This is a genomic window from Rhodococcus wratislaviensis (genome assembly GCF_041228765.1).
Classification (GTDB): Bacteria; Actinomycetota; Actinomycetes; order Mycobacteriales; family Mycobacteriaceae; genus Rhodococcus_F; species Rhodococcus_F wratislaviensis.
In genome coordinates, this window is sequence record NZ_CP150488.1 from 4,090,260 (window position 1) to 4,111,606 (window position 21,347).

General features: G+C 69.0%; 20 protein-coding genes. 14 read left to right on the top strand and 6 right to left on the bottom strand.

All coding sequences use genetic code 11. The annotated features are described in order from the left end of the window. The first annotated feature begins 41 nt into the window (after positions 1 to 41). The 8 genes from pafA to WKC72_RS18890 all read left to right on the top strand — a co-directional run bounded on the left by pafA (position 42) and on the right by WKC72_RS18890 (position 9,484). Positions 42 to 1,400, top strand: a complete 1,359-nt coding sequence (gene pafA / locus WKC72_RS18855) for a Pup--protein ligase (protein ID WP_012687833.1) — start codon at positions 42 to 44, stop codon at positions 1,398 to 1,400. Positions 1,401 to 1,447: 47 nt separating this feature from the next. Further along, entirely contained in the window at positions 1,448 to 2,440 is a 993-nt protein-coding gene (locus WKC72_RS18860) for a YafY family protein (RefSeq protein WP_112298597.1), read from the top strand. Further along, positions 2,437 to 3,417, top strand: coding sequence for a YafY family protein (locus WKC72_RS18865; protein ID WP_037229535.1), 981 nt, complete (start codon positions 2,437 to 2,439; stop codon positions 3,415 to 3,417). The genes WKC72_RS18860 and WKC72_RS18865 overlap by 4 nt, the downstream gene beginning before the upstream one ends. Then, positions 3,414 to 4,439 (top strand): 2-dehydropantoate 2-reductase, encoded by a 1,026-nt coding sequence (locus WKC72_RS18870; RefSeq protein ID WP_370183900.1) that lies wholly within the window; start codon positions 3,414 to 3,416, stop codon positions 4,437 to 4,439. The genes WKC72_RS18865 and WKC72_RS18870 overlap by 4 nt, the downstream gene beginning before the upstream one ends. Positions 4,440 to 4,550: 111 nt before the next feature. Next, a complete protein-coding gene (tatA, locus tag WKC72_RS18875; RefSeq protein WP_005563470.1) occupies positions 4,551 to 4,826 on the top strand; it encodes a Sec-independent protein translocase subunit TatA in 276 nt (91 codons plus the stop codon). Positions 4,827 to 4,897: 71 nt separating this feature from the next. After that, positions 4,898 to 5,938, top strand: a complete 1,041-nt coding sequence (gene tatC, locus WKC72_RS18880; RefSeq protein ID WP_370183903.1) for a twin-arginine translocase subunit TatC — start codon at positions 4,898 to 4,900, stop codon at positions 5,936 to 5,938. Between the two features lie 18 nt (positions 5,939 to 5,956). Further along, positions 5,957 to 8,692 (top strand): DEAD/DEAH box helicase, encoded by a 2,736-nt coding sequence (locus WKC72_RS18885; RefSeq protein WP_370184397.1) that lies wholly within the window; start codon positions 5,957 to 5,959, stop codon positions 8,690 to 8,692. 102 nt (positions 8,693 to 8,794) lie between these two features. Then, on the top strand, positions 8,795 to 9,484 hold the full coding sequence (locus WKC72_RS18890; protein ID WP_081792281.1) for a DUF4333 domain-containing protein: 690 nt from the start codon (positions 8,795 to 8,797) through the stop codon (positions 9,482 to 9,484). 16 nt (positions 9,485 to 9,500) lie between these two features. Here WKC72_RS18890 and WKC72_RS18895 read toward each other — a convergent pair whose 3' ends face one another. Continuing rightward, positions 9,501 to 10,457, bottom strand: coding sequence for a 5'-3' exonuclease H3TH domain-containing protein (locus WKC72_RS18895; protein ID WP_370183906.1), 957 nt, complete (start codon positions 10,455 to 10,457; stop codon positions 9,501 to 9,503). Between the two features lie 36 nt (positions 10,458 to 10,493). On the opposite strand from WKC72_RS18895, the gene WKC72_RS18900 reads away from it, so the two are divergent. Together WKC72_RS18900 and WKC72_RS18905 are read left to right on the top strand one after the other, a co-directional pair. Beyond that, entirely contained in the window at positions 10,494 to 11,633 is a 1,140-nt protein-coding gene (locus WKC72_RS18900) for a M24 family metallopeptidase (protein WP_370183909.1), read from the top strand. A gap of 118 nt (positions 11,634 to 11,751) precedes the next feature. Next, on the top strand, positions 11,752 to 12,510 hold the full coding sequence (locus WKC72_RS18905; RefSeq protein ID WP_370183912.1) for a polyprenol monophosphomannose synthase: 759 nt from the start codon (positions 11,752 to 11,754) through the stop codon (positions 12,508 to 12,510). Here WKC72_RS18905 and WKC72_RS18910 read toward each other — a convergent pair. Further along, positions 12,470 to 12,883, bottom strand: a complete 414-nt coding sequence (locus tag WKC72_RS18910) for a TIGR03618 family F420-dependent PPOX class oxidoreductase (protein ID WP_370183914.1) — start codon at positions 12,881 to 12,883, stop codon at positions 12,470 to 12,472. The two genes, WKC72_RS18905 and WKC72_RS18910, sit on opposite strands and share 41 nt — an antisense overlap. Positions 12,884 to 12,913: 30 nt before the next feature. On the opposite strand from WKC72_RS18910, the gene WKC72_RS18915 reads away from it, so the two are divergent. Genes WKC72_RS18915 through WKC72_RS18930 form a run of 4 tightly spaced genes read left to right on the top strand, consistent with a single transcriptional unit; the run spans position 12,914 to position 16,414 of the window. Then, on the top strand, positions 12,914 to 13,690 hold the full coding sequence (locus WKC72_RS18915) for an SDR family NAD(P)-dependent oxidoreductase (protein WP_370183918.1): 777 nt from the start codon (positions 12,914 to 12,916) through the stop codon (positions 13,688 to 13,690). Next, positions 13,687 to 14,922, top strand: a complete 1,236-nt coding sequence (gene cbiE, locus WKC72_RS18920; protein WP_112298593.1) for a precorrin-6y C5,15-methyltransferase (decarboxylating) subunit CbiE — start codon at positions 13,687 to 13,689, stop codon at positions 14,920 to 14,922. Before WKC72_RS18915 ends, cbiE begins: the two co-directional genes overlap by 4 nt. Continuing rightward, positions 14,919 to 15,668 (top strand): precorrin-4 C(11)-methyltransferase, encoded by a 750-nt coding sequence (cobM, locus tag WKC72_RS18925; protein WP_037229548.1) that lies wholly within the window; start codon positions 14,919 to 14,921, stop codon positions 15,666 to 15,668. The genes cbiE and cobM overlap by 4 nt, the downstream gene beginning before the upstream one ends. Positions 15,669 to 15,670: 2 nt before the next feature. After that, positions 15,671 to 16,414 carry a cobalt-precorrin-6A reductase gene (locus tag WKC72_RS18930; protein WP_370183922.1) on the top strand — a complete coding sequence of 248 codons (744 nt, stop codon included), beginning with the start codon at positions 15,671 to 15,673 and terminating at the stop codon, positions 16,412 to 16,414. 21 nt (positions 16,415 to 16,435) lie between these two features. Here the strand turns inward: WKC72_RS18930 and WKC72_RS18935 are convergent, their stop codons facing one another. The 4 genes from WKC72_RS18935 to WKC72_RS18950 all read right to left on the bottom strand — a co-directional run bounded on the left by WKC72_RS18935 (position 16,436) and on the right by WKC72_RS18950 (position 21,345). After that, positions 16,436 to 16,873: a cupin domain-containing protein gene (locus WKC72_RS18935; protein WP_370183924.1), complete on the bottom strand. Its 438-nt coding sequence runs from the start codon at positions 16,871 to 16,873 to the stop codon at positions 16,436 to 16,438. Between the two features lie 139 nt (positions 16,874 to 17,012). Beyond that, a complete protein-coding gene (locus WKC72_RS18940) occupies positions 17,013 to 18,755 on the bottom strand; it encodes a flavin-containing monooxygenase (RefSeq protein ID WP_370183927.1) in 1,743 nt (580 codons plus the stop codon). Positions 18,756 to 18,784: 29 nt separating this feature from the next. Further along, positions 18,785 to 19,846 (bottom strand): SDR family oxidoreductase, encoded by a 1,062-nt coding sequence (locus WKC72_RS18945; RefSeq protein WP_370183929.1) that lies wholly within the window; start codon positions 19,844 to 19,846, stop codon positions 18,785 to 18,787. Beyond that, a complete protein-coding gene (locus WKC72_RS18950; RefSeq protein ID WP_370183931.1) occupies positions 19,843 to 21,345 on the bottom strand; it encodes an NAD-dependent succinate-semialdehyde dehydrogenase in 1,503 nt (500 codons plus the stop codon). Before WKC72_RS18950 ends, WKC72_RS18945 begins: the two co-directional genes overlap by 4 nt. Positions 21,346 to 21,347: the final 2 nt, after the last annotated feature.

A 21,347-nucleotide genomic window follows, 5' to 3' on the forward strand; every position in this document is an offset into this window, starting at 1 on the left:
TTTACCGCTCCGCCGGGTGATCCGCGTTGTACTGTCGAGGTGTGCAGCGACGAATCATGGGAATTGAGACAGAGTTCGGTGTGACCTGCACCTTCCATGGTCACAGGCGACTGAGCCCGGACGAGGTTGCGCGCTACCTGTTCCGGCGGGTGGTGTCGTGGGGCCGGAGCTCCAACGTGTTTCTCCGGAACGGTGCCCGCCTGTATCTGGACGTCGGCTCGCACCCCGAATACGCGACAGCCGAATGCGACAACCTCATCCAGTTGGTCAACCACGACCGGGCGGGGGAACGCGTACTCGAGGAGTTGTTGATCGACGCCGAACAGCGGCTCGCCGAGGAAGGCATCGGCGGCGACATCTACCTGTTCAAGAACAACACGGACTCGGCGGGCAATTCGTACGGCTGTCACGAGAACTTCCTCGTGGCCCGGGCCGGCGAATTCTCCCGGATCTCGGACGTGCTGCTCCCGTTCCTGGTGACGCGGCAACTGATCTGTGGCGCCGGCAAGGTCCTGCAGACGCCGAAGGCGGCCACGTTCTGCCTGTCGCAGCGCGCGGAGCACATCTGGGAGGGTGTGTCCTCGGCGACCACACGGTCGCGGCCCATCATCAACACCCGTGACGAGCCGCACGCCGACGCGGAGAAGTACCGCCGCCTGCACGTGATCGTCGGCGACTCGAACATGTCCGAGTCCACCACCATGCTCAAGGTGGGCACCGCCGCGCTCGTCCTCGAGATGATCGAGGCCGGGGTGTCGTTCCGCGACTTCGCGCTCGACAACCCGATCCGCGCCATCCGCGAGGTCAGTCACGACGTCACCGGACGCCGTCCGGTGCGGCTCGCCGGCGGCCGGCAGGCCAGTGCCCTCGACATTCAGCGGGAGTACCACGCGCGCGCGGTGGAACACCTGCAGAACCGGGATCCCGATCCGCAGGTCACGCAGGTGGTCGACCTGTGGGGTCGCATGCTCGACGCGGTCGAGACGCAGGACTTCGCGAAGGTCGACACGGAGATCGACTGGGTGATCAAGCGCAAGCTGTTCCAGCGCTACCAGGACCGGCACGGCTTCGAGCTGGCCGATCCGAAGATCGCGCAGCTGGATCTGGCGTACCACGACATCAAACGCGGTCGCGGCGTGTTCGACGTGCTGCAGCGGAAGGGTCTGGTCAAGCGGATCACCGAGGACGAGACGATCGAGGCGGCCGTGGACACTCCGCCGCAGACCACCCGGGCGAAGCTGCGCGGCGAGTTCATCACCGCCGCGCAGGAGGCCGGACGGGACTTCACGGTCGACTGGGTGCATCTCAAGCTCAACGACCAGGCCCAGCGGACCGTGCTGTGCAAGGACCCGTTCCGGTCGGTCGACGAGCGGGTGGAGCGCCTGATTGCCTCGATGTAGCGGCGCTGTGGGAGTCCGTAACGGGCTCACCCACTAGGCTTCCGGGCGTGCCGACTTCCAAGATCGAGCGGTTGATGAACCTGGTGATCTGTTTGTTGTCCACCAGACAGTTCCTCACCGCCGAGAAGATTCGCGAGAGCGTTGCCGGGTACGCCGACTCCGCGAGCGACGAGGCGTTCAGCCGCATGTTCGAACGCGACAAGAACGAGCTCCGGGATCTCGGTGTTCCGCTCGAGACCGGGCAGGCGTCGCGGTTCTCTACGGTCGAGGGCTATCGCATCAACCGCAACGCGTACGAGCTTCCCGACATCGACCTCAGCCAGGAGGAGTCGGCGGCAGTCGCGGTGGCGGTCCAGTTGTGGGAATCCCCGGAGTTGACGTCCGCGGCCCAGGGGGCACTGCTCAAGCTGCGTGCAGCGGGCGTGCAGGTGGATCCGGATTCGGCGGCAACCCCGATCACGGCGGTCCCCGCCCGCACCCGAGGCTCCGAACCGGCGCTCGGCAAGCTGCTGGCGGCGGTCGATGCCGGCCGCGCCGTGCATTTCCCGCATCGCGGCGCCCTCAACGAGCCGTACACCGAGCGCACCGTCGAACCCTGGGGTGTCGTCACCGCGCACGGCCGGTGGTACCTCGTCGGTCACGACGTCGACAGGAAGGCCGTACGAACGTTCCGGCTGTCGCGGATCGGCGACGACGTGACGGAGTTCGGACCGTCCGGGGTCGTCCACAAACCGGCGGGCGTCGACCTCCGGGAGATCGTCGACCGGGTCACCGGCTCGGGGGAGGTCACCGGGACCGCCACCGTGTGGGTGGCCGAGGGCCGAGCCCAGGAACTGCGCCGACTGGCGACCACGGCGGAGGAGAAGCGGGTGAACGAGCGCAGCGGCACCGTGCTCGGGATCCCGGTCCGTTCGCGGGACTGGATCGCGCGGCTGGTCGCGGGCCACGGTGCGGACGCCCTGGTCCTCGATCCGCCCGAACTACGCCACGACGTGCTGACCAAGCTGAAGGACGCCGCAGGGGAAGGGGGCACGTCGTGAGCAACAGGCTGTCGTCGAGACTGTCCCGGCTCCTCAACCTGGTGCCATACTTCATCGCGAACCCCGGGATGAGCGCGGCCGAGGCCGCCGCCGAACTGGGCGTCACCACCACCCAGCTGATGTCCGACCTCAACCAGTTGTGGGTGTGCGGCCTGCCCGGCTACGGTCCCGGCGACCTCATCGACCTCTCGTTCTCCGAGGAGAGCATCGAGGTGACGTTCTCGGCGGGCATCGACCGCCCGCTGCGGTTGACGTCCACCGAAGCGACCGCCCTGCTGATTGCCCTGCGTTCGCTGGTGGAGATGCCGGGCATGGTCGATCCGTCCGCGGCGCACAGCGCCATCGCCAAGATCGAGGACGCCGCGGGCACCGCGGCGGCCCGCGCGGCGGTGACGCCGGCGTCGGAGCGGGATGCGGTGGAGGACGTCGCGGAAGATCCCATCGCCGCCGCGGTGCGGTCCGCGCTCCATCATCGGCGCGCACTCCACCTGACGTACTACTCGGCGTCCCGGGACCGGGTCACCGAGCGCACCGTGGATCCGGTGCGGATCGTGCTGGTCGACAACCACAGTTATCTGCAGGCGTGGTGCCGGCAGGCCGAGGGGGTCCGGCTGTTCCGGCTCGACCGGATCGACGCCGCCACCGAGCTGGACGAGCCGTCCACACCGCCGGCGCAGGCCCTCGTGCGGGATTCCAACCTGGAATTGTTCAGCGGCGACGCGTCCCTTCCCCAGGCCCGGTTGCACATCGGCGCCGACTGCGTGTGGGTGCTCGACTACTACCCGATGGATGTCCGGGCGGTTGCCGCGGACGGCTCGGTCGAGGCGAGCATGAGCTACGGGGCGCTCGAGTGGATGGCCCGGCTCGTGCTCGGTTTCGGCGCCGGGATCACGGTCCTCGAACCGGCCGAACTGGTCGACGAGGTGCGCCGCCGGGCCGTGGAGGCGCTGTCGGCCTACGACGCCGTCGAGGCATGAACGGCGACGGACGTCCGCTGCGGATCAGCGTCTTCGGCGCGGGCAGCATCGGATGCTATCTCGGGGGCCGGCTCGCCGCGGCCGGCGCCGAGGTGACCCTGATCGGCCGGGAGCGCGTCGGCGCGGAGATCCGCGAACACGGGTTGCGGCTGACGGACCTGCACGGAGTGGACATCCGGGTCGGTGCCTCCGGGATCGGCTTCGCCACCGGCCCCGCGTCGGCGGCCACGGCCGACCTCGTCGTCGTCTCGGTGAAATCGGCGGGGACACCGGACGCGGGTGCCGCGCTGGCATCCGCGATCGGTTCCGACACGGTTGTGGTCAGTGCGCAGAACGGGCTGGGCAATGCAGACACCCTGCGTGCGGCATTGCCGGAGCAGGTCGTCCTCGCGGCAATGGTCCCGTTCAACGTGGTGCACCGCGGCGGCGGGCACTTCCACCAGGGTTCCGAGGGCGACCTCGAGATCGAGCAGCATCCGGCGGTGCGCGCATTCGAGCGGGTATTCGACGACGCCGGGTTGCCGCTACACGCACGTGCGGACTTCCGCTCGGTGCAGTGGGCGAAGCTGCTGCTCAACCTGAACAACGCGGTCAACGCCCTGTCCGGCCTGCCGCTCCGCGAGGAGTTGTCGCAGCGGTCGTTCCGGCGCGCGGTCGCCCTGGCGCAGCGGGAAGCGCTCGCTCTCCTGACCGCCCGCGGCATCGCTGTCGCCAAGCTCACACCGCTGCCGCCGCAGTGGATTCCCCGGCTGCTGACCGTCCCGGACGCGGTGTTCCGGGTGGCGGGCAGCCGGATGCTGGCCATCGACCCGCACGCACGATCCTCGATGTGGGACGACCTCGAAGCGGGCCGGCGGACCGAAGTGGACTGGATCAGCGGGGAGATCGTGCGGCTGGCCGCGGCGTCGGGCAGGGCCGCGCCGGTGAACGCGAGGCTGGTCGAATTGGTCCGCGAGGCCGAGGCGGGCGGGAACCGGCACTGGTCCGGGGACACCTTGCTCGCCGATCTGCGCTCACAGTGAGCACTCAGGAAAGCGACAGGTAAACGGCAGCGCAACTAGCCGGTTTCGGCCGGACCGGTGCCGTGTATGTCCGGTAGCATCAGGGTCACCTGATCTTTTGGAGGTTTCATCATGGGAGCCATGAGCCCCTGGCACTGGGCCATCGTCGCGTTGGTCGTCATCATCCTGTTCGGTTCCAAGAAGCTGCCCGACGCGGCTCGTGGACTCGGCCGTTCGCTCCGCATCTTCAAGAGCGAGGTCAAGGAGATGCAGAACGACAACAGCACGCCGGCGCCCACCGCGCAGCAGAGCGCGCCCGCCGAGCTGCCCGTGGCGGACACCACCACCGCACCGGTCACCCCTCCGGCGCCGGTGCAGCCGCAACACACCGAGCCCAAGTCGGCGTAGCCCGAGCCGCCTGACAACCGGGGTGACTCTTCACCCCGGTTGCCTGCTGACCAAGACTAGGGCGAACAACAGTGCGAATTCCGTTCGATCCGCGCACCAGCAAGCGGAGGACCAATCCCGACGGCACCATGTCGTTGGTCGATCACCTCTACGAGCTGCGGACGCGACTGCTCCTGTCGGTGCTGGCCATCCTGGTCACCACCGCGGTGGGCTTCTACTGGTACTCCCACCAGATTCTCGGGATCGAGAGCCTCGGTGAGCTCCTGCAGGGGCCGTACTGCTCGCTGCCGGCGTCGAGCCGCGCCGACCTGACCAGCGACGGGTCGTGCCGCCTCCTCGCGACCGGACCGTTCGAGCAGTTCATGCTCCGCTTCAAGGTCGCGCTCACGGCGGGCATCGTCCTCGCCTGCCCCATCTGGCTGTATCAGCTGTGGGCGTTCATCACCCCCGGCCTCTACGCGAAGGAGCGCCGCTACGCGATCGGCTTCGTGGTGTCCGGCGCGGTGCTGTTCATCGCGGGCGCCGTCCTCGCCTACGTGGTCGTCGCGAAGGCCCTGCACTTCCTGCTGACGATCGGCGACAACGTCCAGATCACCGCACTCGGCGGCGCGGAATACTTCGGGTTCATCATCAACCTGCTGATCATCTTCGGAGTCAGCTTCGAGATCCCGCTGCTCATCGTCGCCCTGAACTTCGTCGGCATCCTGCCCTACGCGAAACTCAAGGCGTGGCGCCGCGGCCTGATCTTCGCCCTGTTCGTGTTCGCCGCGATCGCCACCCCCGGGCAGGACCCGTTCTCGATGCTCGCCCTCGCGTTCGCGTTGACCCTGCTGTTCGAGGTCGCCGTGCAGATCGCCCGCATCAACGACCGCCGCAAGGCCCGTCGCGCGGAGCAGGAGTGGGGTGCTCTCGACGACGACGAGGCGTCGACGATCGCCGCGCCCTCGGACCTGAACGAGGCGTTCGACGTTGCCGCCACACCGGTCCCCGAGCCGGCGGGCCGATTCCGGAGGTCACGCAAGTCCGGGAAGTCCGGCCGCGCGAACAAGACCGACGACGCGAGCACGACCGGCAGCAACACACCGGGTCAGGACTTCTCCGACACCCTGTGACAATCTGACGGGGTGGCAGTGACAACAGGTGACACGACCGGCGGCACCGAACTCGATGTGTTCTCGGCGCAGCTCGGCTTCGTGCTCGACCCCTTCCAGATCAACGCCTGCCGCGCGCTCGAGGGCGGCCACGGCGTCCTCGTCTGCGCCCCGACCGGTGCGGGAAAGACCGTGGTCGGCGAATTCGCCGTGCACCTGGCGCTCACGGCCGGGCGCAAGTGCTTCTACACCACACCCATCAAGGCGCTGAGCAATCAGAAGTACGCGGAGCTGGTGCGGCGGTACGGCAAGGACACCGTCGGGCTGCTGACCGGCGATTCGAGCATCAACTCGGACGCCCCGGTGGTCGTCATGACCACCGAGGTGCTGCGGAACATGCTGTACGCCGACTCCCCGGCGCTGCGCGGGTTGTCCCACGTCGTCATGGACGAGGTGCACTTCCTCGCGGACCGGTTCCGTGGGGCCGTGTGGGAAGAGGTGATCCTGCACCTGTCCGAGGACGTCCGCCTCGTCAGCCTGTCGGCGACCGTCAGCAACGCCGAGGAGTTCGGTGCGTGGATGGAAACGGTGCGCGGCGACACCACTGTCGTGGTCGACGAGAACCGCCCGATCCCGCTGTGGCAGCACATCATGGTCGGGAAGCGGCTGTTCGACCTGTTCGACACGAGGGCGCGCAGCGGGGACGCCCGCAAGGATCTGGTGGTCGACCAGGATCTGGTCCGTCACGTCAAACAACGGCAGGCCCTCGAGCGGGCCGACTCGTGGGAGTCGCGGGGTAGGGGACGCCGAGGCGGCGGCCGCGGGTTCTCCAGCGACTTCCGGCCGCTGCCCCGACCGGAAGTGATCTCCCGTCTCGACGACGAGGGGCTTCTCCCGGCGATCACGTTCATCTTCAGCCGTGCCGGGTGCGACGCCGCGCTGGCACAGTGCTTGCGGTCCCGCCTCGATCTGACGACGCCCGAGCAGGTCGCCGAGATCCGGACCATCATCGACGCCCACACCGCGGAACTGCCGAAGGCAGATCTGGAGGTCCTCGGGTACTGGGAATGGCGCAAGGCGCTCGAACGGGGCCTCGCCGCGCACCACGCGGGGATGCTGCCCGCGTTCCGGCAGACGGTCGAGGAACTGTTCGTCAAGGGATTGGTCCGGGCCGTGTTCGCCACCGAGACGCTGGCGCTCGGCATCAACATGCCCGCCCGCACGGTCGTCCTCGAACGCCTCGTCAAGTACAACGGCGAGGCGCACGCCGAACTCACCCCCGGGGAGTACACGCAGCTCACCGGACGGGCCGGACGTCGCGGCATCGACATCGAGGGGCACGCGGTGGTCCTGTGGCAGCCCGGGGTGGAACCCGTGGACGTCGCCGGGCTGGCCTCCACCCGCACGTTCCCGCTCCGCAGCTCGTTCCGTCCCGGCTACAACATGACCATCAACCTGGTCGATCGCATGGGCGCGGCGGAATCACGGGCCCTGCTCGAGCGGTCGTTCGCCCAGTTCCAGGCGGACCGGTCCGTGGTCGGCCTGACGCGGGGCATCGAACGCAACGAGGCCGCGCTCACCACGCTCCGCGAACGGCTGGGCGGCGAGGACGGCGAGTACTTCGAGTATGCGCGCCTGCGGGAAGAGCTGAGCAGCCGGGAGCGGTCACTCGAACGGGCAGGCCGGACCGAACGCCGGGACGCCGCGGTCGCCTCGCTCGTCGCATTGCGGCGCGGCGACGTGATCGCCATCCCCGTGGGACGGCACTCCGGTCTGGCCGTGGTGCTGGAACCGGACCGGGACCCCACGGATCCGAAGCCGTTGATCCTCACCGAGGCGAAGTGGGCGGGCCGGGTGTCGGCCGGCGACTTCCCGGAGCCCGCACGGTCTTTGGGATCGATGCGGTTGCCGCGGCGCTTCGACCACCACACCGCCCGGGTGCGACGCGATCTGGCATCGGCGTTGCGCAGCACCGGAATCGTCGCGCCGGGGCGCCGGAAGCGTAAGAAGTCGGGTGCAGCCACCGACGACGCCGAGATCGCGCGGCTGCGGCGCGCCATCCGGCAGCACCCGTGCCACAGTTGGCCGGACCGCGAGCAGCTCAGCCGGATCGGTGAGCGTTACAACCGGCTGGCCCGCGAGACCGAGACGATGCGGCAGAAGGCGGCTGCCACGACGAACTCGTTGGCGCGCACGTTCGATCGCATCCTGTCGCTGCTCGCCGAGCGCGACTACATCTCGCCGGGCGAACACCCCGACGCCACCGAACACGGCACCCGGCTGAGTCGAATCTATTGCGAGAGCGACCTCTTGGTGGCCGAGTGCCTCCGGCAGGGTGTGTGGAAGGGTCTCGGGCCCGCGGAGCTCGCCGCCGTCGTGTCCGCGGTGATCTTCGAATCACGCCGTGAAGGGGACACCGTCGAAAGCGGCGGTCCGGGAGCGCTGCGGCACGCCCTCGACGAGACCGTGCGGGTGTGGCGGGAGCTGCGGGCGGACGAGATCCGGCACAAACTGCCCCCCACCCGTGAGCCGGACCTCGGCTTCGCTGCCGCGATCTTCCACTGGGCGAGCGACAATTCGCTCGTCGAGGCGCTGATCGCGGCAGGAGATCAGGGGCGTGCGCTGTCTGCAGGCGACTTCGTGCGGTGGTGCAGGCAGGTGATCGACCTGCTCGAACAGGTCCGGTCGACGTCCCCCGATCCGGAGGTCGGCAAGGCCGCAGGTCGTGCGGTCGCGGCGATCCGCCGCGGTGTCGTCGCCGTGGATGCTGCGTGACCCGACGCCGTGTGGTTGGATTCGCACGCCGTCCGAAGGCCCGAATCCGATGGTGGGGCGTTACGGTAGGTACAAAACTTGACACGTGAGCGGGAGGCGACGATGAGCGGCCCTTACGGACCGAACGACCCGAACGGGCAATGGGCCCAGGGACAGCAACCGGGCCAGGGAAACCCTGACCAGACCGGCGGCCAGTACGGGGCGCCGCAGTACGGTCAGCAGCCGCCCGCCCAGCCGTGGGGACAGCCGGGACCGGGTCAGCCTCAGCAGCCCGGGCAGCCGCAGTGGGGTCAGCACCCCCAGCAGCCCGGGCAGCCGCAGTGGGGTCAGCAGCCGCAACCCGGTCAGCTCGGACAGCCGGGTCCGGGACAGTGGGGGCAGCAGCCCGGGCAGCCGCAGTGGGGTCAGCAACCGGGCCAGCCGCAGCAGTGGGGCCCGACCCCGGGCCAGCAGCAGTGGGGGCAGCCGCCGTCGTCGGGGAAGTCGAAGCTGCCGTTGATCATCGGCGGTGTGGTGGCACTGCTGGTGATCGTGGGTATCGCCCTGGTGCTCGCGTTCACGGTGTTCGGCACGGACACCCTCGACCAGAAGGCGGCCGAGGACGGTGTCGAGCGCATCGTCACCGATTCGTACGGCGCCGAGAACGTGTCCGGTGTCACCTGCCCCGCGGATCAGGAAGTGAAGAAGGGCAACAGCTTCACGTGCAGTCTCACCGTGGACGGCGAGAAGAAGCAGGTCACTCTCACCTTCACCGACGACAAGGGCACGTACGAGGTGAGCCGCCCGAGCTAGGCGGCTCACCCGGCCGTCACGGAACCCGTGCGGCGGCCACCTTTTTCAGCGCCGCCGTGAGGCGGCCGACGGAATTCTCGATTCCGAGTTCCTCCGCCAGCCTGCCGAGCCGGTCCGTATCGACCGGTTCGGCAGGCAGCGTGTCTTCGCGGGACAGTTCGACATCCGCGTCCCGTACCACCCGCACCACCGGCAGTGCCGCGTCGAGATAGTCCGCTGCGGCGGCGAATTTAGCGCGCGCACCCTTCGCCATGTCGGATTCGGGATCGACTGCGGCGGCCCGCAGGGCGGCGAGCGATCCGTACTGCATGATCAGGCTCGACGCTGTCTTCTCGCCGATTCCCTTCACTCCCGGCAGCCCGTCGGACGAGTCGCCGCGCAGCAGGGCGAGTTCGGCGTAGGCCTCGCCGGCCCGGTCGGCGGGCACCCCGTACTTGGCTGCCACCTCTTCCGGCCCGAGCAGTTCGGCCTTCGCGAGGCCGCGCACCACGTACAGCACCCGCACCGGCACCGGGTCGTCCGTGACGACCTGCAGGAGGTCGCGGTCCCCGGTGACGACGATGGTCGTGTCGCGGGTCTCGGTGGCGGCCAGGGTGCCGAGCACGTCGTCGGCTTCGAGGCCTTCGGCACCGGCGGTCGCGATTCCGGTGGCGGCCAGGACATCCAGGATCATCGGGACCTGCGGCGACAGGGTGTCGGGTACCTCTTCCTCCGCCCCTCCCGTGTCCTCGGCGACCCGGTGCGCCTTGTAGGTGGGCACCGCATCGACGCGGAACGCGGGCCGCCAGTCGAGGTCGAGGCACACCGCGAGCCGGGACGGCTGGTGCTTGGTGATCAGTGCGGCCACCATGTCGGTGAACCCGCGCACCGCGTTGACGGATCGACCGTCGGGTGAGGTGATCGAGTCGGGTAGCGCGTAGTACGCGCGAAACCACAGGCTGGCACCGTCGAGGAGAAGCAGAGGCCCTGTCATGACCCTCATCCTGCCAAACCGGTTTAGCCTGAAGCCATGAGTTCCCTCGGCGCATCGACTTCACGCTTCCCGACCACCATCTATGCCGACCGGATCGCCCGCGCAGGCGCACTGGCCCGCGACGCCGGACTCGACGGCCTCCTCATCACGCCCGGACCCGATCTGCGGTATCTGCTGGGTTCGCGCGCGGAGTCGTTCGAACGGCTCACCTGCCTGGTGGTTCCCGCGAACGGTGACACCGCGTCCGTGGTCGTGCCGCGGCTCGAACTGGCGTCGCTCACCGAGTCGGCCGCGTCCGAACTCGGTCTGACGATCCGCGACTGGGTCGACGGGGTGGACCCGTACGCGTTGGTGTCGGGACTGCTGCCGTCGCCTGCCCGGACCGCCGTCACCGATGCGATGCCTGCGCTGCACCTGATTCCGCTGTCGGAGGCGCTCGGTGCGCTACCGGTCCTGGCCACCGGGGTGCTGCGGGAGCTGCGGATGGTCAAGGACGACGCGGAGATCGACGCGTTGCGCCGGGCCGGTCAGGCCATCGACCGGGTCCATGCCCGCATGGGGGAGTTCCTGAAGGTCGGCCGCACCGAGGCGGAGGTGGCGGCGGATATCACCGCCGCGATCCTCGCGGAGGGGCACACCGAGGCGGCGTTCGTCATCGTCGGCTCGGGACCGCACGGCGCCGACCCGCACCATGAGGTGTCCGAACGGGTCGTCGAATCGGGTGACGTCGTGGTCATCGACATCGGCGGACCCGTCGAACCCGGCTACAATTCCGACTCCACCCGCACGTACAGCATGGGTGAGCCCGATCCGGGTGTGGCCGCCAAGTTCGCGGTACTCGAGGAGGCGCAGGCGGCGGCCGTCGACCTGGTGCGTCCCGGCGTCACCGCCGAGGCGGTCGACGCGGCCGCCCGCGACCTGCTGGCCGCGCAGGGCCTGGCCGAGGTGTTCGTGCACCGGACCGGGCACGGAATCGGGTTGTCGGTGCACGAGGAGCCGTACATCGTGTCGGGTAACGCGATCGAACTGGCCGAGGGCATGGCGTTCAGCGTGGAGCCGGGCATCTACTTCCGCGGGGAGTGGGGTGCGCGGATCGAGGACATCGTCATCGTGACTGCCGACGGCTGTGAGCCGGTCAACACCCGGCCGCACGGGCTGACGGTTCTTCCCGGCTGAGGACCGGGAGCGTGCGGGGGCGATGCGGCGCGGGTAGTAACATCTCCCATTTGTTCACGACCGCACTCGCCGCTGCACGTCTGCGGGGAGTCGGGATCACAGATCACGCGAAGGTGTCATGGAAAGCGTCGCCCCGAAGGTAACCGTCGTCGTACCGACCTACAACGAACGCGACAACCTGCCCAAGATCGTCGAGCTTGTCGCGGCGTTGGATGTTCCGAACCTGCATGTGCTGGTCGTCGACGACAACTCGCCGGACGGCACCGGTGAGGTCGCCGACACGCTCGCGCAGAGCGGTCCGATCCCGGTCGGGGTCCTGCACCGGACCGTGAAGGACGGCCTCGGACGGGCCTACGTCGCCGGGATGACCCGGGCGCTGGCCGAGGGTGCGGACATCGTGATCCAGATGGACGCCGACCTGTCGCATCCCACCGAGGCCATTCCGCGGATGGTGGAGACCCTGGCGACGACGGACGCGGCCGTCGTGCTCGGCTCCCGCTACGTCGCCGGCGGCGCGGTCGCCAGCGACTGGCCCTGGCATCGCAAGGCGCTGTCGGCGTGGGCGAACTTCTATGTCAACGCGATCCTGCGGTTGCGCGTCAAGGACGCCACCGCTGGGTTCAAGGCGTGGCACGCGGACACTCTGCGGGCCATCGACGTCGACGGTGTGCAGAGCAACGGGTACGCGTTCCAGGTGGAGATGAACTACCGCACCGTGCAGCGAGGCATGACCATCGCCGAGGTCCCGATCCGGTTCGAGGAGCGCACCGACGGCGTGTCCAAGATGAGTCTCGCCGTGCAGATCGAGTCCGCGCTGGTCCCGTGGAAGCTGCGGTTCAGTGGTGACGCAGCGCAGCCGAGCCGAGTACGCGGCTGACGGCGATCTCCACGACCACACGGGTCGGGTTCACCCGGGGCTGGCGATACCTGGCCGCGTAGCGGGCGACGGCGTCGGCGACGGACTCGGGGTCGGTCAGTACCCGGGCGGGGCCCTCCAGGGTCATCCAGCGCGGTCCGTCCACCTGGCTCACCGCGCCGTATCCTCCGTGTTCGGCGTTGAGGGCCTTCTGCGAGGAGCCGTTGGTGATGACCCGCGCCAGCCCGTGCTCCTGATCCCACGTGAAGCCGACGGCGACGACGTGCGGGGTGCCGTTCTTGCGGAGCGTGGTGAGCGTTCCGAGGTGGTATTCGCCGAGGAAGGCGAGCGCCGCGTCGGTCAGGCGGATCGGAGTGGTGGGGGTGCGGTCCATGCCCCGACGGTAATCCAGGACACTGGACGGGTGAGCCTGGGATCGAAGAAGAACAGCGGCAAGCCCGGCGACGACGGGGTGGTACTCCTCCTCGGGGGTCGCAGCGAGATCGGCCTCGAGATCGCCTCCCGGCTCGCGCCCGGCCGCACGATCGTCCTCGCGGCCCGCCGCAGCACCGAACTCACCGCCGAACGGCAGGCCCTGCTCGGCGCGGGCGCGTCCGTGGTGGACTGCGTGGAATTCGACGCCGACGACCTCGACAGCCACGAGAAGCTGCTGCGGTCCGTGGTGGAAACGCACGGCCCGCTGTCGGTGGCGGTGCTGGCGTTCGGCATTCTCGGCGATCAGGCGCGCGCTGAGTGGGACGCACGGCACGCCGTTGCGGTGGTCCACACCGACTACGTCGCGCAGGTGGGTGTGCTCACGCATCTCGCCACCGTGCTCCGGGAACAGGGGTCGGGACGGATCGTGGTGTTCTCGTCCGTCGCGGGCGTGCGCGTGCGCCGCGCCAACTACGTGTACGGGTCGGCGAAAGCGGGCCTGGACGGGTTCGCCTCCGGTCTCGGTGACGCCCTCCACGGCAGCGGTGTCTCCCTCCTGCTCGTCCGGTCCGGTTTCGTGATCGGCCGGATGACCGAGGGGATGTCGCCGGCGCCGATGTCGAGCACACCGGCACAGGTCGCGGACGCGGTCGTGCGGGGCCTGCACCGCGGTGCGAGCCGAGTGTGGGTGCCGGGACGGTTGCGCCCGGTGTTCTTCGTCATGAGGTTGCTGCCGCAGGCGGTCTGGCGCCGGATGCCGCGATGATCGACCCGATCGTCGTCGTCGGGATCGGTGCCGACGGGTGGGACGGTCTGTCGCCGTCCGCGCGTCGCGAGATCCAGGCCGCCGACGTCGTGATGGGGTCCGGGCGTCAGCTGGCCCTGATCCCCGAGTCGCCGGCACTACGGGTGGCCTGGCCGTCGCCGCTCGTCCCCGCGCTGCCGGGCCTGTTCGAACAGCACCACGGCCGGCGGGTGTGCGTCCTGGCCAGCGGAGACCCGATGTTCCACGGCATCGGCGTCACTCTCGTCGACCTGCTCGGCGCGGAGCGGGTGCGGGTGATCTCGCACCCGTCCTCGGCCACCCTGGCGTGTGCCCGGCTGGGCTGGGCGGCGCACGAGACACAGGTGGTCAGTCTCGTGAACCGGCCCGTGGACACCCTCCTGCCCGCACTCGGAGAGCACGCGCGACTGCTCGTGCTGAGCCGCGACGAGCACACCCCCGCCGCCGTCGCCGAACTCCTGACGCAACACGGGTTCGGACCGTCGCGGCTCAGCGTGCTCGGCGAACTGGGCGGACCCGACGAGTCGAGGCTCGACGGCACGGCGTCGGCATGGTCACACGAGCCGGGGGCACGGCTGAACGTGATCGCGATCGACTGCCGCGCCGACTCCGGCACCCTCCGGCTGACCCGGATGCCAGGACTGCCCGACGTCGCGTTCACGGGCGACGGGCAGATGACCAAACACGAGATCCGCGCCCTGACGCTGTGTGCCCTCGCACCTGCGGTGGGGGAGTTGCTGTGGGACGTGGGAGGCGGGTCCGGCACGGTCGCGATCGAATGGATGCGTACCCACCCCCTCTGCCGGGCAGTGACTTTCGAGCGCAGCGCGGCACGCGTCGGCCAGATCGAGTCGAACGCGGCCGGGCTCGGGGTGCCGTCTCTCGAGGTGTTCGGTGACGCACCCGCAGCGTTCGAGGACGTGCCACCCGAACTGTCCACGCCGGACGCGATCTTCGTCGGCGGTGGCGTCACGCAGGACGGTCTGCTCGAGGAGTGCTGGTCGCGGCTCCGGGTCGGCGGCCGCATGGTGACCAACGCGGTGACGGCAGAATCGGAAGCACTTCTGCTGCAGTGGTTCTCGAAATGCGGTGGGCAGCTCCGCAAGTTTCAGGTGTACCGCGGTGAGCCGCTCGGCGGGTTCACCGCGTGGCGGCCGCAACTGCCGGTGGCGCAGTGGTCGGTGACGAAGCAGTCGAAAGGTGATGCGGCATGACGGTGTACTTCATCGGGGCAGGTCCCGGCGCGGCCGACCTGGTCACGGTCCGCGCGCAGCGGATCATCGCGGCGAGCCCCGTCTGCCTGTATGCGGGCAGCCTGGTCCCGCAGGAACTCCTGGCGGAATGCCCCGAGGGTGCGCGGGTGATCGACACGGCGCGACTGAGTCTCGACGAGATCGTCGCCCTGCTGATCGAGGCGGACGCGGCCGGTCAGGACGTCGCCCGCCTGCATTCGGGTGACCCGTCGATCTTCAGTGCCGTCGCCGAACAGGTGCGCCGGCTCGAGGCCGCAGGCGTCGCGTACACCGTGGTGCCCGGGGTGCCGGCGTTCACCGCCGCGGCGGCGTCGCTGGGGCGGGAGTTGACCGTTCCCGGTGTCTCGCAGTCGATCGTGCTGACCCGGGTGTCCACGCTGTCCACCGCGATGCCGGAGGGAGAGGACCTGCGTTCCCTCGGCCGCAGCGGTGCCACGATGGTGGTGCACCTGGGCGCGCACCGGATCGATCAGATCGCCCTGGAACTCGCCGAGAACTACGGTCGCGACTGTCCCGCCGCGGTTGTCGCGTTCGCGTCGCGTCCCGACGAGATCGTGCTCCGCGGCACCCTGGCCACGATCGCCGAGCAGGTGAAGGCGGCGGGCGTCACGAAGACCGCCGTGGTGATCGTCGGTAAAGTGCTTGCTGCCGAGGGGTTTCCGGACAGTTACCTGTATTCCGCCACCCGCGAGCGCACCACCCACTGAGCGTGGCACGGATCCTGATCCTCGGCGGCACCGGGGAGGCCCGGGCGCTCGCCGCCGCACTCGCGGACGTTCCGGGCGTCGACGCGGTGTCCTCTCTCGCCGGCCGGGTCCGCGATCCTCGCATGCCCGTCGGTGACGTGCGGATCGGCGGATTCGGGGGAGCGGACGGACTCGACGAGTGGCTGCGCGCACATCCCGTCGACGCGATCGTGGACGCGACGCACCCGTTCGCGGCGCAGATCACGAGCAACGCCGCCGACGCCGCGCACCGTCGCGGGATACCGCTCGTCGTGCTGCGGCGCCCCGAATGGTGTCCGCGCCCCGGCGAACGCTGGCACCGCGCCACCGACCTCGCCGACGCGGCCGCCCTGCTTCCCGACCTGGGAACGAGAGTCTTCCTCACCATCGGCAGGCAGGGTGTCGGCGCGTTCGCCGGCCTGCGGGCACTGTGGTTCCTCATCCGCGCGATCGATCCACCGGACGTGGCGATGCCGCCGCAGTCGACGCTGCTCCTCGCCCGCGGGCCGTTCGCGGTGCCCGACGAGATAGCGCTGATGCGTGAGCACCGCATCGACGTCCTGGTCACCAAGAACAGCGGCGGCGGTCAGACCGACGCGAAGCTCGACGCCGCCCGTGATCTGGGCGTTCCGGTCCTGATGATCCGTCGTCCACCGTTGCCGTCGGGGACGGCAACGGTGGACGACGTCGCGGGAGCGCTCGAGTGGATCGACTCGGTCATCCGATGAGGAGACGGGCACGGTGACCTGTCAGCAGGCGGGCGCCGGCGCGTCCTCGGACAGGGGCTTGCCCTCCGGTTCGGTGTAGAACGCGAGCAGCACCAGCGGTTCGGCCCCCAGATTCGAGCCCTCGTGGACGTGATCGCTTCCGTGGTCCTCGGTGATCGCCTGACCGGCCGTCGTCACCGCTTTCGTGCAGTCCTGCAGGGTGCGGGACAGCACACCGGATTCGACGAACGCATACACCGGACCGTCGTGGTAGTGCCATCCCGTCGTGCCGCCGGGGGCGATCTCGATGCGCCGCAACGTGAGATCCGTGCCCGCCGAGCTGCCCGCGACCGCCGGAACCGTGGTCTCGAACAGGATCTGCGCGGTCACACCCGAAGACGGCGTGGCGTGGGCGGGGGAAGCGGCCAGTACCGCGGCCACGGCACAGGACAAGACGACCACACTCGATCTGAGGAGCATCGTGACGACCTCTCGGCGCGCTGGCCCCGCACACGGCGCGCAGGCATCCAGGGGAGTGCATTTCGGCGTGTCCAGGGTAGGGCTCCGGAGGGAGCGGCCGCGGGGATATCCGCGAAACCGGCGCCCGGGCCGGTCGGATTCAGCCGTTGTCGAGGTCGGTGCGGATCTGCATGGCCAGGACCTTGGAGTAGATCCGGCAGAGCTGGAAGTTGCCGGAGGAGAACCACAGTCCGGGTTGTGCGGTCCGCCTCCACGTGTTGCGGACCTCGCCCTCGTCGTCGTATCCCCAGATGGGGCCGACCGCGTCGGCGATCTCGTCGCCCAGCAGCGCGCGTACACCCTCTTGCTGGGTCTGGTATCCGGTCGCCAGGATGACGGCGTCGGCCTCGACGACGTCGCCGTTGGTCAGACTCAGACCGTCGGCGACGAACCCGGCCGTGTCGGCGTACTGGACCAGCCCGACCTGCCCGGAGATCAGCAGATCCGAACAGCCGACGTTGAGGTAGTAGCCGCCACCACGGCGCATGAACTTCATCTGCTGTCCGGTGTCCTCTTCGCCGTAGTCGGTTCGGAAACCGATGCGATTGAGGGCGGCGACGAGATCCTTGTCGAGTTCCTTCATCGTTGCGGTGATCATCTGGCTGCCCGTGTAGAGGTCGGGATAGACCGTTGCCATCGAGAGGAGGTCGCAGTCCTCGAGGGTCGGTGCAGTGAGGTACGACGCGTCCGCCGCCGCGGCCGAGGGGTCGACGCTCACGATGGTGGTCGAATTGCGCTGCACCATCGTCACGTCGACACCGTGAGCATGCAGGTCCTGGGCGACGTCGTGGGCACTGTTCCCGGTTCCGATGATGACGACTCGTTGACCCTCGAATTCGCCGGCGTCGTCGTAGTCGCTCGAGTGCAGCGTGCGACCCGCGAACTGGGAAAGTCCGGGTAGCTCCGGGACGTACGGGATGCCGCTGACACCGGTCGCGATCACGACGTGCTTGGGGCGCAGGGTGCGAATGGTGCCGTCGCCGCGACGAACTCGCGCAACCCAGGATCGGGACTGTTCGTCGTAGTCTCCGCCGACGAAGGCGGTGGCACCCCAGAAGTTGATCTCCATGGCCTCGACGTACGCCTCGAACCATCCGGCAAGCTTGTCCTTGGGAACGAACTGCGGCCAGGTTGCGGGGAAGGGCATGTACGGAAGGTCGTTGAGCCACACCGCGTTGTGCAGGGTCAGGGCGTGGTATCGGGTGCGCCAGTTGTCGCCGGGCCGCGCATGGGTGTCCACGACCAGGGCGTCGACGTCGAGCTGCCCGAGCCGGGCCGCGAGGGTCAGTCCCGACTGCCCACCGCCGACGATCAGCACGTCGGGGTCGCGGTTCTCGTAGGCTTGCGCGGCGACGCGGCGGTCCAGCCAGTTGGGGCCACCGAACTTGGACGAGTCCGCCTGCCCGACGGGGCGGTGCTCGCCGGTGCGTTCGGGGTGGTCGGCAAGCTGGTCGAGTGTGGTGAAGAGGGAGCGCACGAGCAGACCGCGGTCCGGCACGTCGACCAGCCGCGCAACCCCGACCCCGGACCCGGCGAGGGTGTCGAACTCGAAGATGACCTCCAGGCAGGGGATACCCGCCCGCTCCACCAGACGGGGAGGAGTCCGGTCTTCGGCGATCCGGATGTTCGTCGCCTTCGCGAGTTCCTGGCGGCGGAGCAACTCCGCGGGAATCTCGTCGTTGAAGGTGCGCAGATCCCCGGTGAACGCGAGCACGTCGCGCCAGTAGGACTGCGGGGCGAAGACAGCCGTGGGCGCGAGTTCGGCGGTGAGGAACCGGGAGAATCCGTCGAGCCACGCCTGCGCGTCGGTTCGAAGGTCGGTGTCACTGAATGTGGTGGTCATGATGTAGTCCTGTCGAAAGTGTAAAGGGATTACGGAATCAGGCGAAGCCGCTGGAGTTGCTCGAGGTTGGCGACGAAGCTCTCGTGGGTGTCGATGCACGCGGTGAAGCCGGCCCGGCGGATCTTGATGGTGCTCTGCACCATGTCGGATTCCATGGCGAACCATCCGTCGACGAACGGCCAGGCTGCCACCGCGGACAGCGGGAGCGGGCGTAGCTGGTGCCGGGCGACGACGTCGTCCCAGAGTGCAGATTTGTCCGCCATCTGCTCGGCGAGCGTCATCGGCTGTATCGGCGCGACGTCCATGCCGAAGAAGCCGGCGATGTCCGGCCACAGATGCTGCCAGCGGAAGTTGTCGCCGTTGGTGACGTTGAACGTCTCTCCGCGTGCCGTCTCGGCCTCGAGCGCCCAGTGCACCGCGGCGCCCACGACGGCACTGTCCGTCGCCTGGTGTAGCGCCGTCCAGGCCTTCGGGGTGCCGGGGAAGCGCAGCGGCAGACCTTGATGCCGGCACAGGGTTGCGTAGACGCCGACACCGGTCAGCATGTTCATCGGTGATCCGATGCTCACACCCAGCACTGCATCCGGGCGGAGGACGGTCCAGGTGTACCCGTGCTGCTGGGCGTCGGCGAAGAGCAGGTCCTCCTGGTCGTTGTAGAAGATGGGACCGAGGTGGCGGGGGTCGGTTTCCTTGGCCGGGGTCTTGTAGTAGCCGAGGTGCTCGCCGTACGACTTTCCACCGCCGATCAGGACGACGTGCCGGAGGGTGGAGGGTGAGCCGCCGACCGCCGCGAGCACGTGCCGAAGCATCGCGAGGTTCGGTGCGACGGTCGCCGCCATCGACTCACGTTCGGTGTATGCCGTGTAGACGATCGTGTCGATGTCGGCACGGCCGGCGAACGCAGCCGAGGTGGCCGCGCCGTCGAGGAGATCGACCTGGATGTGGTCGGCGACTGTCGTCCCGCCCGGCAGCTCGACCGGGCCGCGGCGTGCCACCGTGACCACGTCCCTGCCCTCGTCGGTCAGCGTCCGCACCACTGCGCTGCCGATCACCCCGTGGGCGCCGACGACCAGAGTCTTTCCGGTGGTCATGCCCTGCCTCCGATGCTCGTGGGTGCGGTGCCCGCGCCCAGTGCGACGTACTTCGTCTCGAGGTATTCGTCGAGGCCTTCCGGGCCGCCTTCCCGCCCGTAGCCGGAATGTTTGACACCGCCGAAGGGTGCTGCCGGGTTCGACACCGTTCCCTGGTTGATCGCGACCATTCCGCTGTCGAGTTGTTCGGCGACTCGGATCGCGCGGTCCAGATCGCGCGTGAACACGTAGGCGGCCAGCCCGTACCTACTCGAGTTGGCGGATTCGAGGACCGCGGTGTCGTCGTCGAAGGAGATGATCGGCGCGACGGGCCCGAAGATCTCGTCCTGGATCAGGAGCGCGTCGTCGGGCACATCGGTGAGGACGGTGGGCGCGAAGAAGTAGCCAGGACGGTCGAGGGCGTGCCCGCCCGTCGCGACGCGTGCGCCCTTGGCGACGGCGTCGTCGACCAGCCTCTGCACCTGGCGTCGCTGCTTGTCGTCGATGAGCGGGCCGATGTCGGTGCCGGGGTCCATGCCGGGGCCGATGGTCAGCGCGGAGAAGCGCTCGGCGAGTTCGGCAGCGAACTCGGCGGCGATCGAGGAATGGACGTACAGGCGGTTGGCGCTGGTGCAGGCTTCCCCGTTGTTGCGCAGTTTCGCCTGTATCGCGGCGTCCACTGCCGAGCCGACGTCGGCGTCGTCGAAGACGATGAACGGGGCGTTGCCGCCGAGTTCGAGCGACACGCGCAGCAATTGGTCGGCCGACTGCCGGACCAGTGACTGTCCTACCTCGGTCGAGCCGGTGAACGAGATCTTGCGCAGCCGGGGATCGTTCATTGCCGCGGCCACGATTCGGGTGGAATCACTGCTGGGCACGATGTTGACCACTCCGGCGGGAACACCGGCTTCCTCGAGGATCGACGCCGTCGCGAGCATGCTCAGCGGAGTCTGCTTCGCGGGTTTGACGATGCAGGTGCAGCCCGCCGCCAGCGCGGGGCCGATCTTGCGGGTGCCCATCGCGAGGGGGAAGTTCCACGGTGTGACGAACAGGCACGGACCGACGGGCTGGGCCATCGTGACGATCCGGCCGACCCCCGACTCGGTGACGGTGTAGCGGCCGCCGATGCGCACAGCTTCCTCGGAGTACCAGCGCAGGTATTCCGCTGCGTACGTCACCTCGGCTCGGGCCTGAGCGTACGGCTTGCCCATCTCGAGCGTGGTCAGGGTGGCGAGATGGTCGGACCGCTCGAGCATGAGCGTGTAGGCGCGGCGCAGGATGTCCGAGCGCACCCGGGGAGCGGTGCGCGCCCAGTCCCGTTGGGCGGCCGCGGCGGCGTCGAGAGCGGCGGCCATGTCGGCGAGCCCGCCGTCGGCGATCTCGGCGATCACATCGCCGGTGGCGGGGTTCTCCACCGCAATGGTTTGTCCCGTTCCGGGTGATACCCACCTGCCTCCGATGAACAGATCGGTGGGCACCTTTGCCAGTGCGGCATCGGGTTTCATGGTTTCGTACGTCATGG

Excerpts from the sequence above, each read along its gene's own strand:
- WKC72_RS18870 (WP_370183900.1), top strand. The coding sequence starts at position 3,414 with ATGAACGGCGACGGACGTCCGCTGCGGATCAGCGTCTTCGGCGCGGGC.
- WKC72_RS18905 (WP_370183912.1), top strand. The coding sequence starts at position 11,752 with ATGGAAAGCGTCGCCCCGAAGGTAACCGTCGTCGTACCGACCTACAAC.
- WKC72_RS18900 (WP_370183909.1), top strand. The coding sequence starts at position 10,494 with ATGAGTTCCCTCGGCGCATCGACTTCACGCTTCCCGACCACCATCTAT.
- WKC72_RS18940 (WP_370183927.1), bottom strand. The coding sequence starts at position 18,755 with ATGACCACCACATTCAGTGACACCGACCTTCGAACCGACGCGCAGGCG.
- WKC72_RS18935 (WP_370183924.1), bottom strand. The coding sequence starts at position 16,873 with ATGCTCCTCAGATCGAGTGTGGTCGTCTTGTCCTGTGCCGTGGCCGCG.
- WKC72_RS18910 (WP_370183914.1), bottom strand. The coding sequence starts at position 12,883 with ATGGACCGCACCCCCACCACTCCGATCCGCCTGACCGACGCGGCGCTC.
- tatA (WP_005563470.1), top strand. The coding sequence starts at position 4,551 with ATGGGAGCCATGAGCCCCTGGCACTGGGCCATCGTCGCGTTGGTCGTC.
- WKC72_RS18895 (WP_370183906.1), bottom strand. The coding sequence starts at position 10,457 with ATGACAGGGCCTCTGCTTCTCCTCGACGGTGCCAGCCTGTGGTTTCGC.
- WKC72_RS18890 (WP_081792281.1), top strand. The coding sequence starts at position 8,795 with ATGAGCGGCCCTTACGGACCGAACGACCCGAACGGGCAATGGGCCCAG.
- cbiE (WP_112298593.1), top strand. The coding sequence starts at position 13,687 with ATGATCGACCCGATCGTCGTCGTCGGGATCGGTGCCGACGGGTGGGAC.
- cobM (WP_037229548.1), top strand. The coding sequence starts at position 14,919 with ATGACGGTGTACTTCATCGGGGCAGGTCCCGGCGCGGCCGACCTGGTC.
- WKC72_RS18945 (WP_370183929.1), bottom strand. The coding sequence starts at position 19,846 with ATGACCACCGGAAAGACTCTGGTCGTCGGCGCCCACGGGGTGATCGGC.
- WKC72_RS18950 (WP_370183931.1), bottom strand. The coding sequence starts at position 21,345 with ATGACGTACGAAACCATGAAACCCGATGCCGCACTGGCAAAGGTGCCC.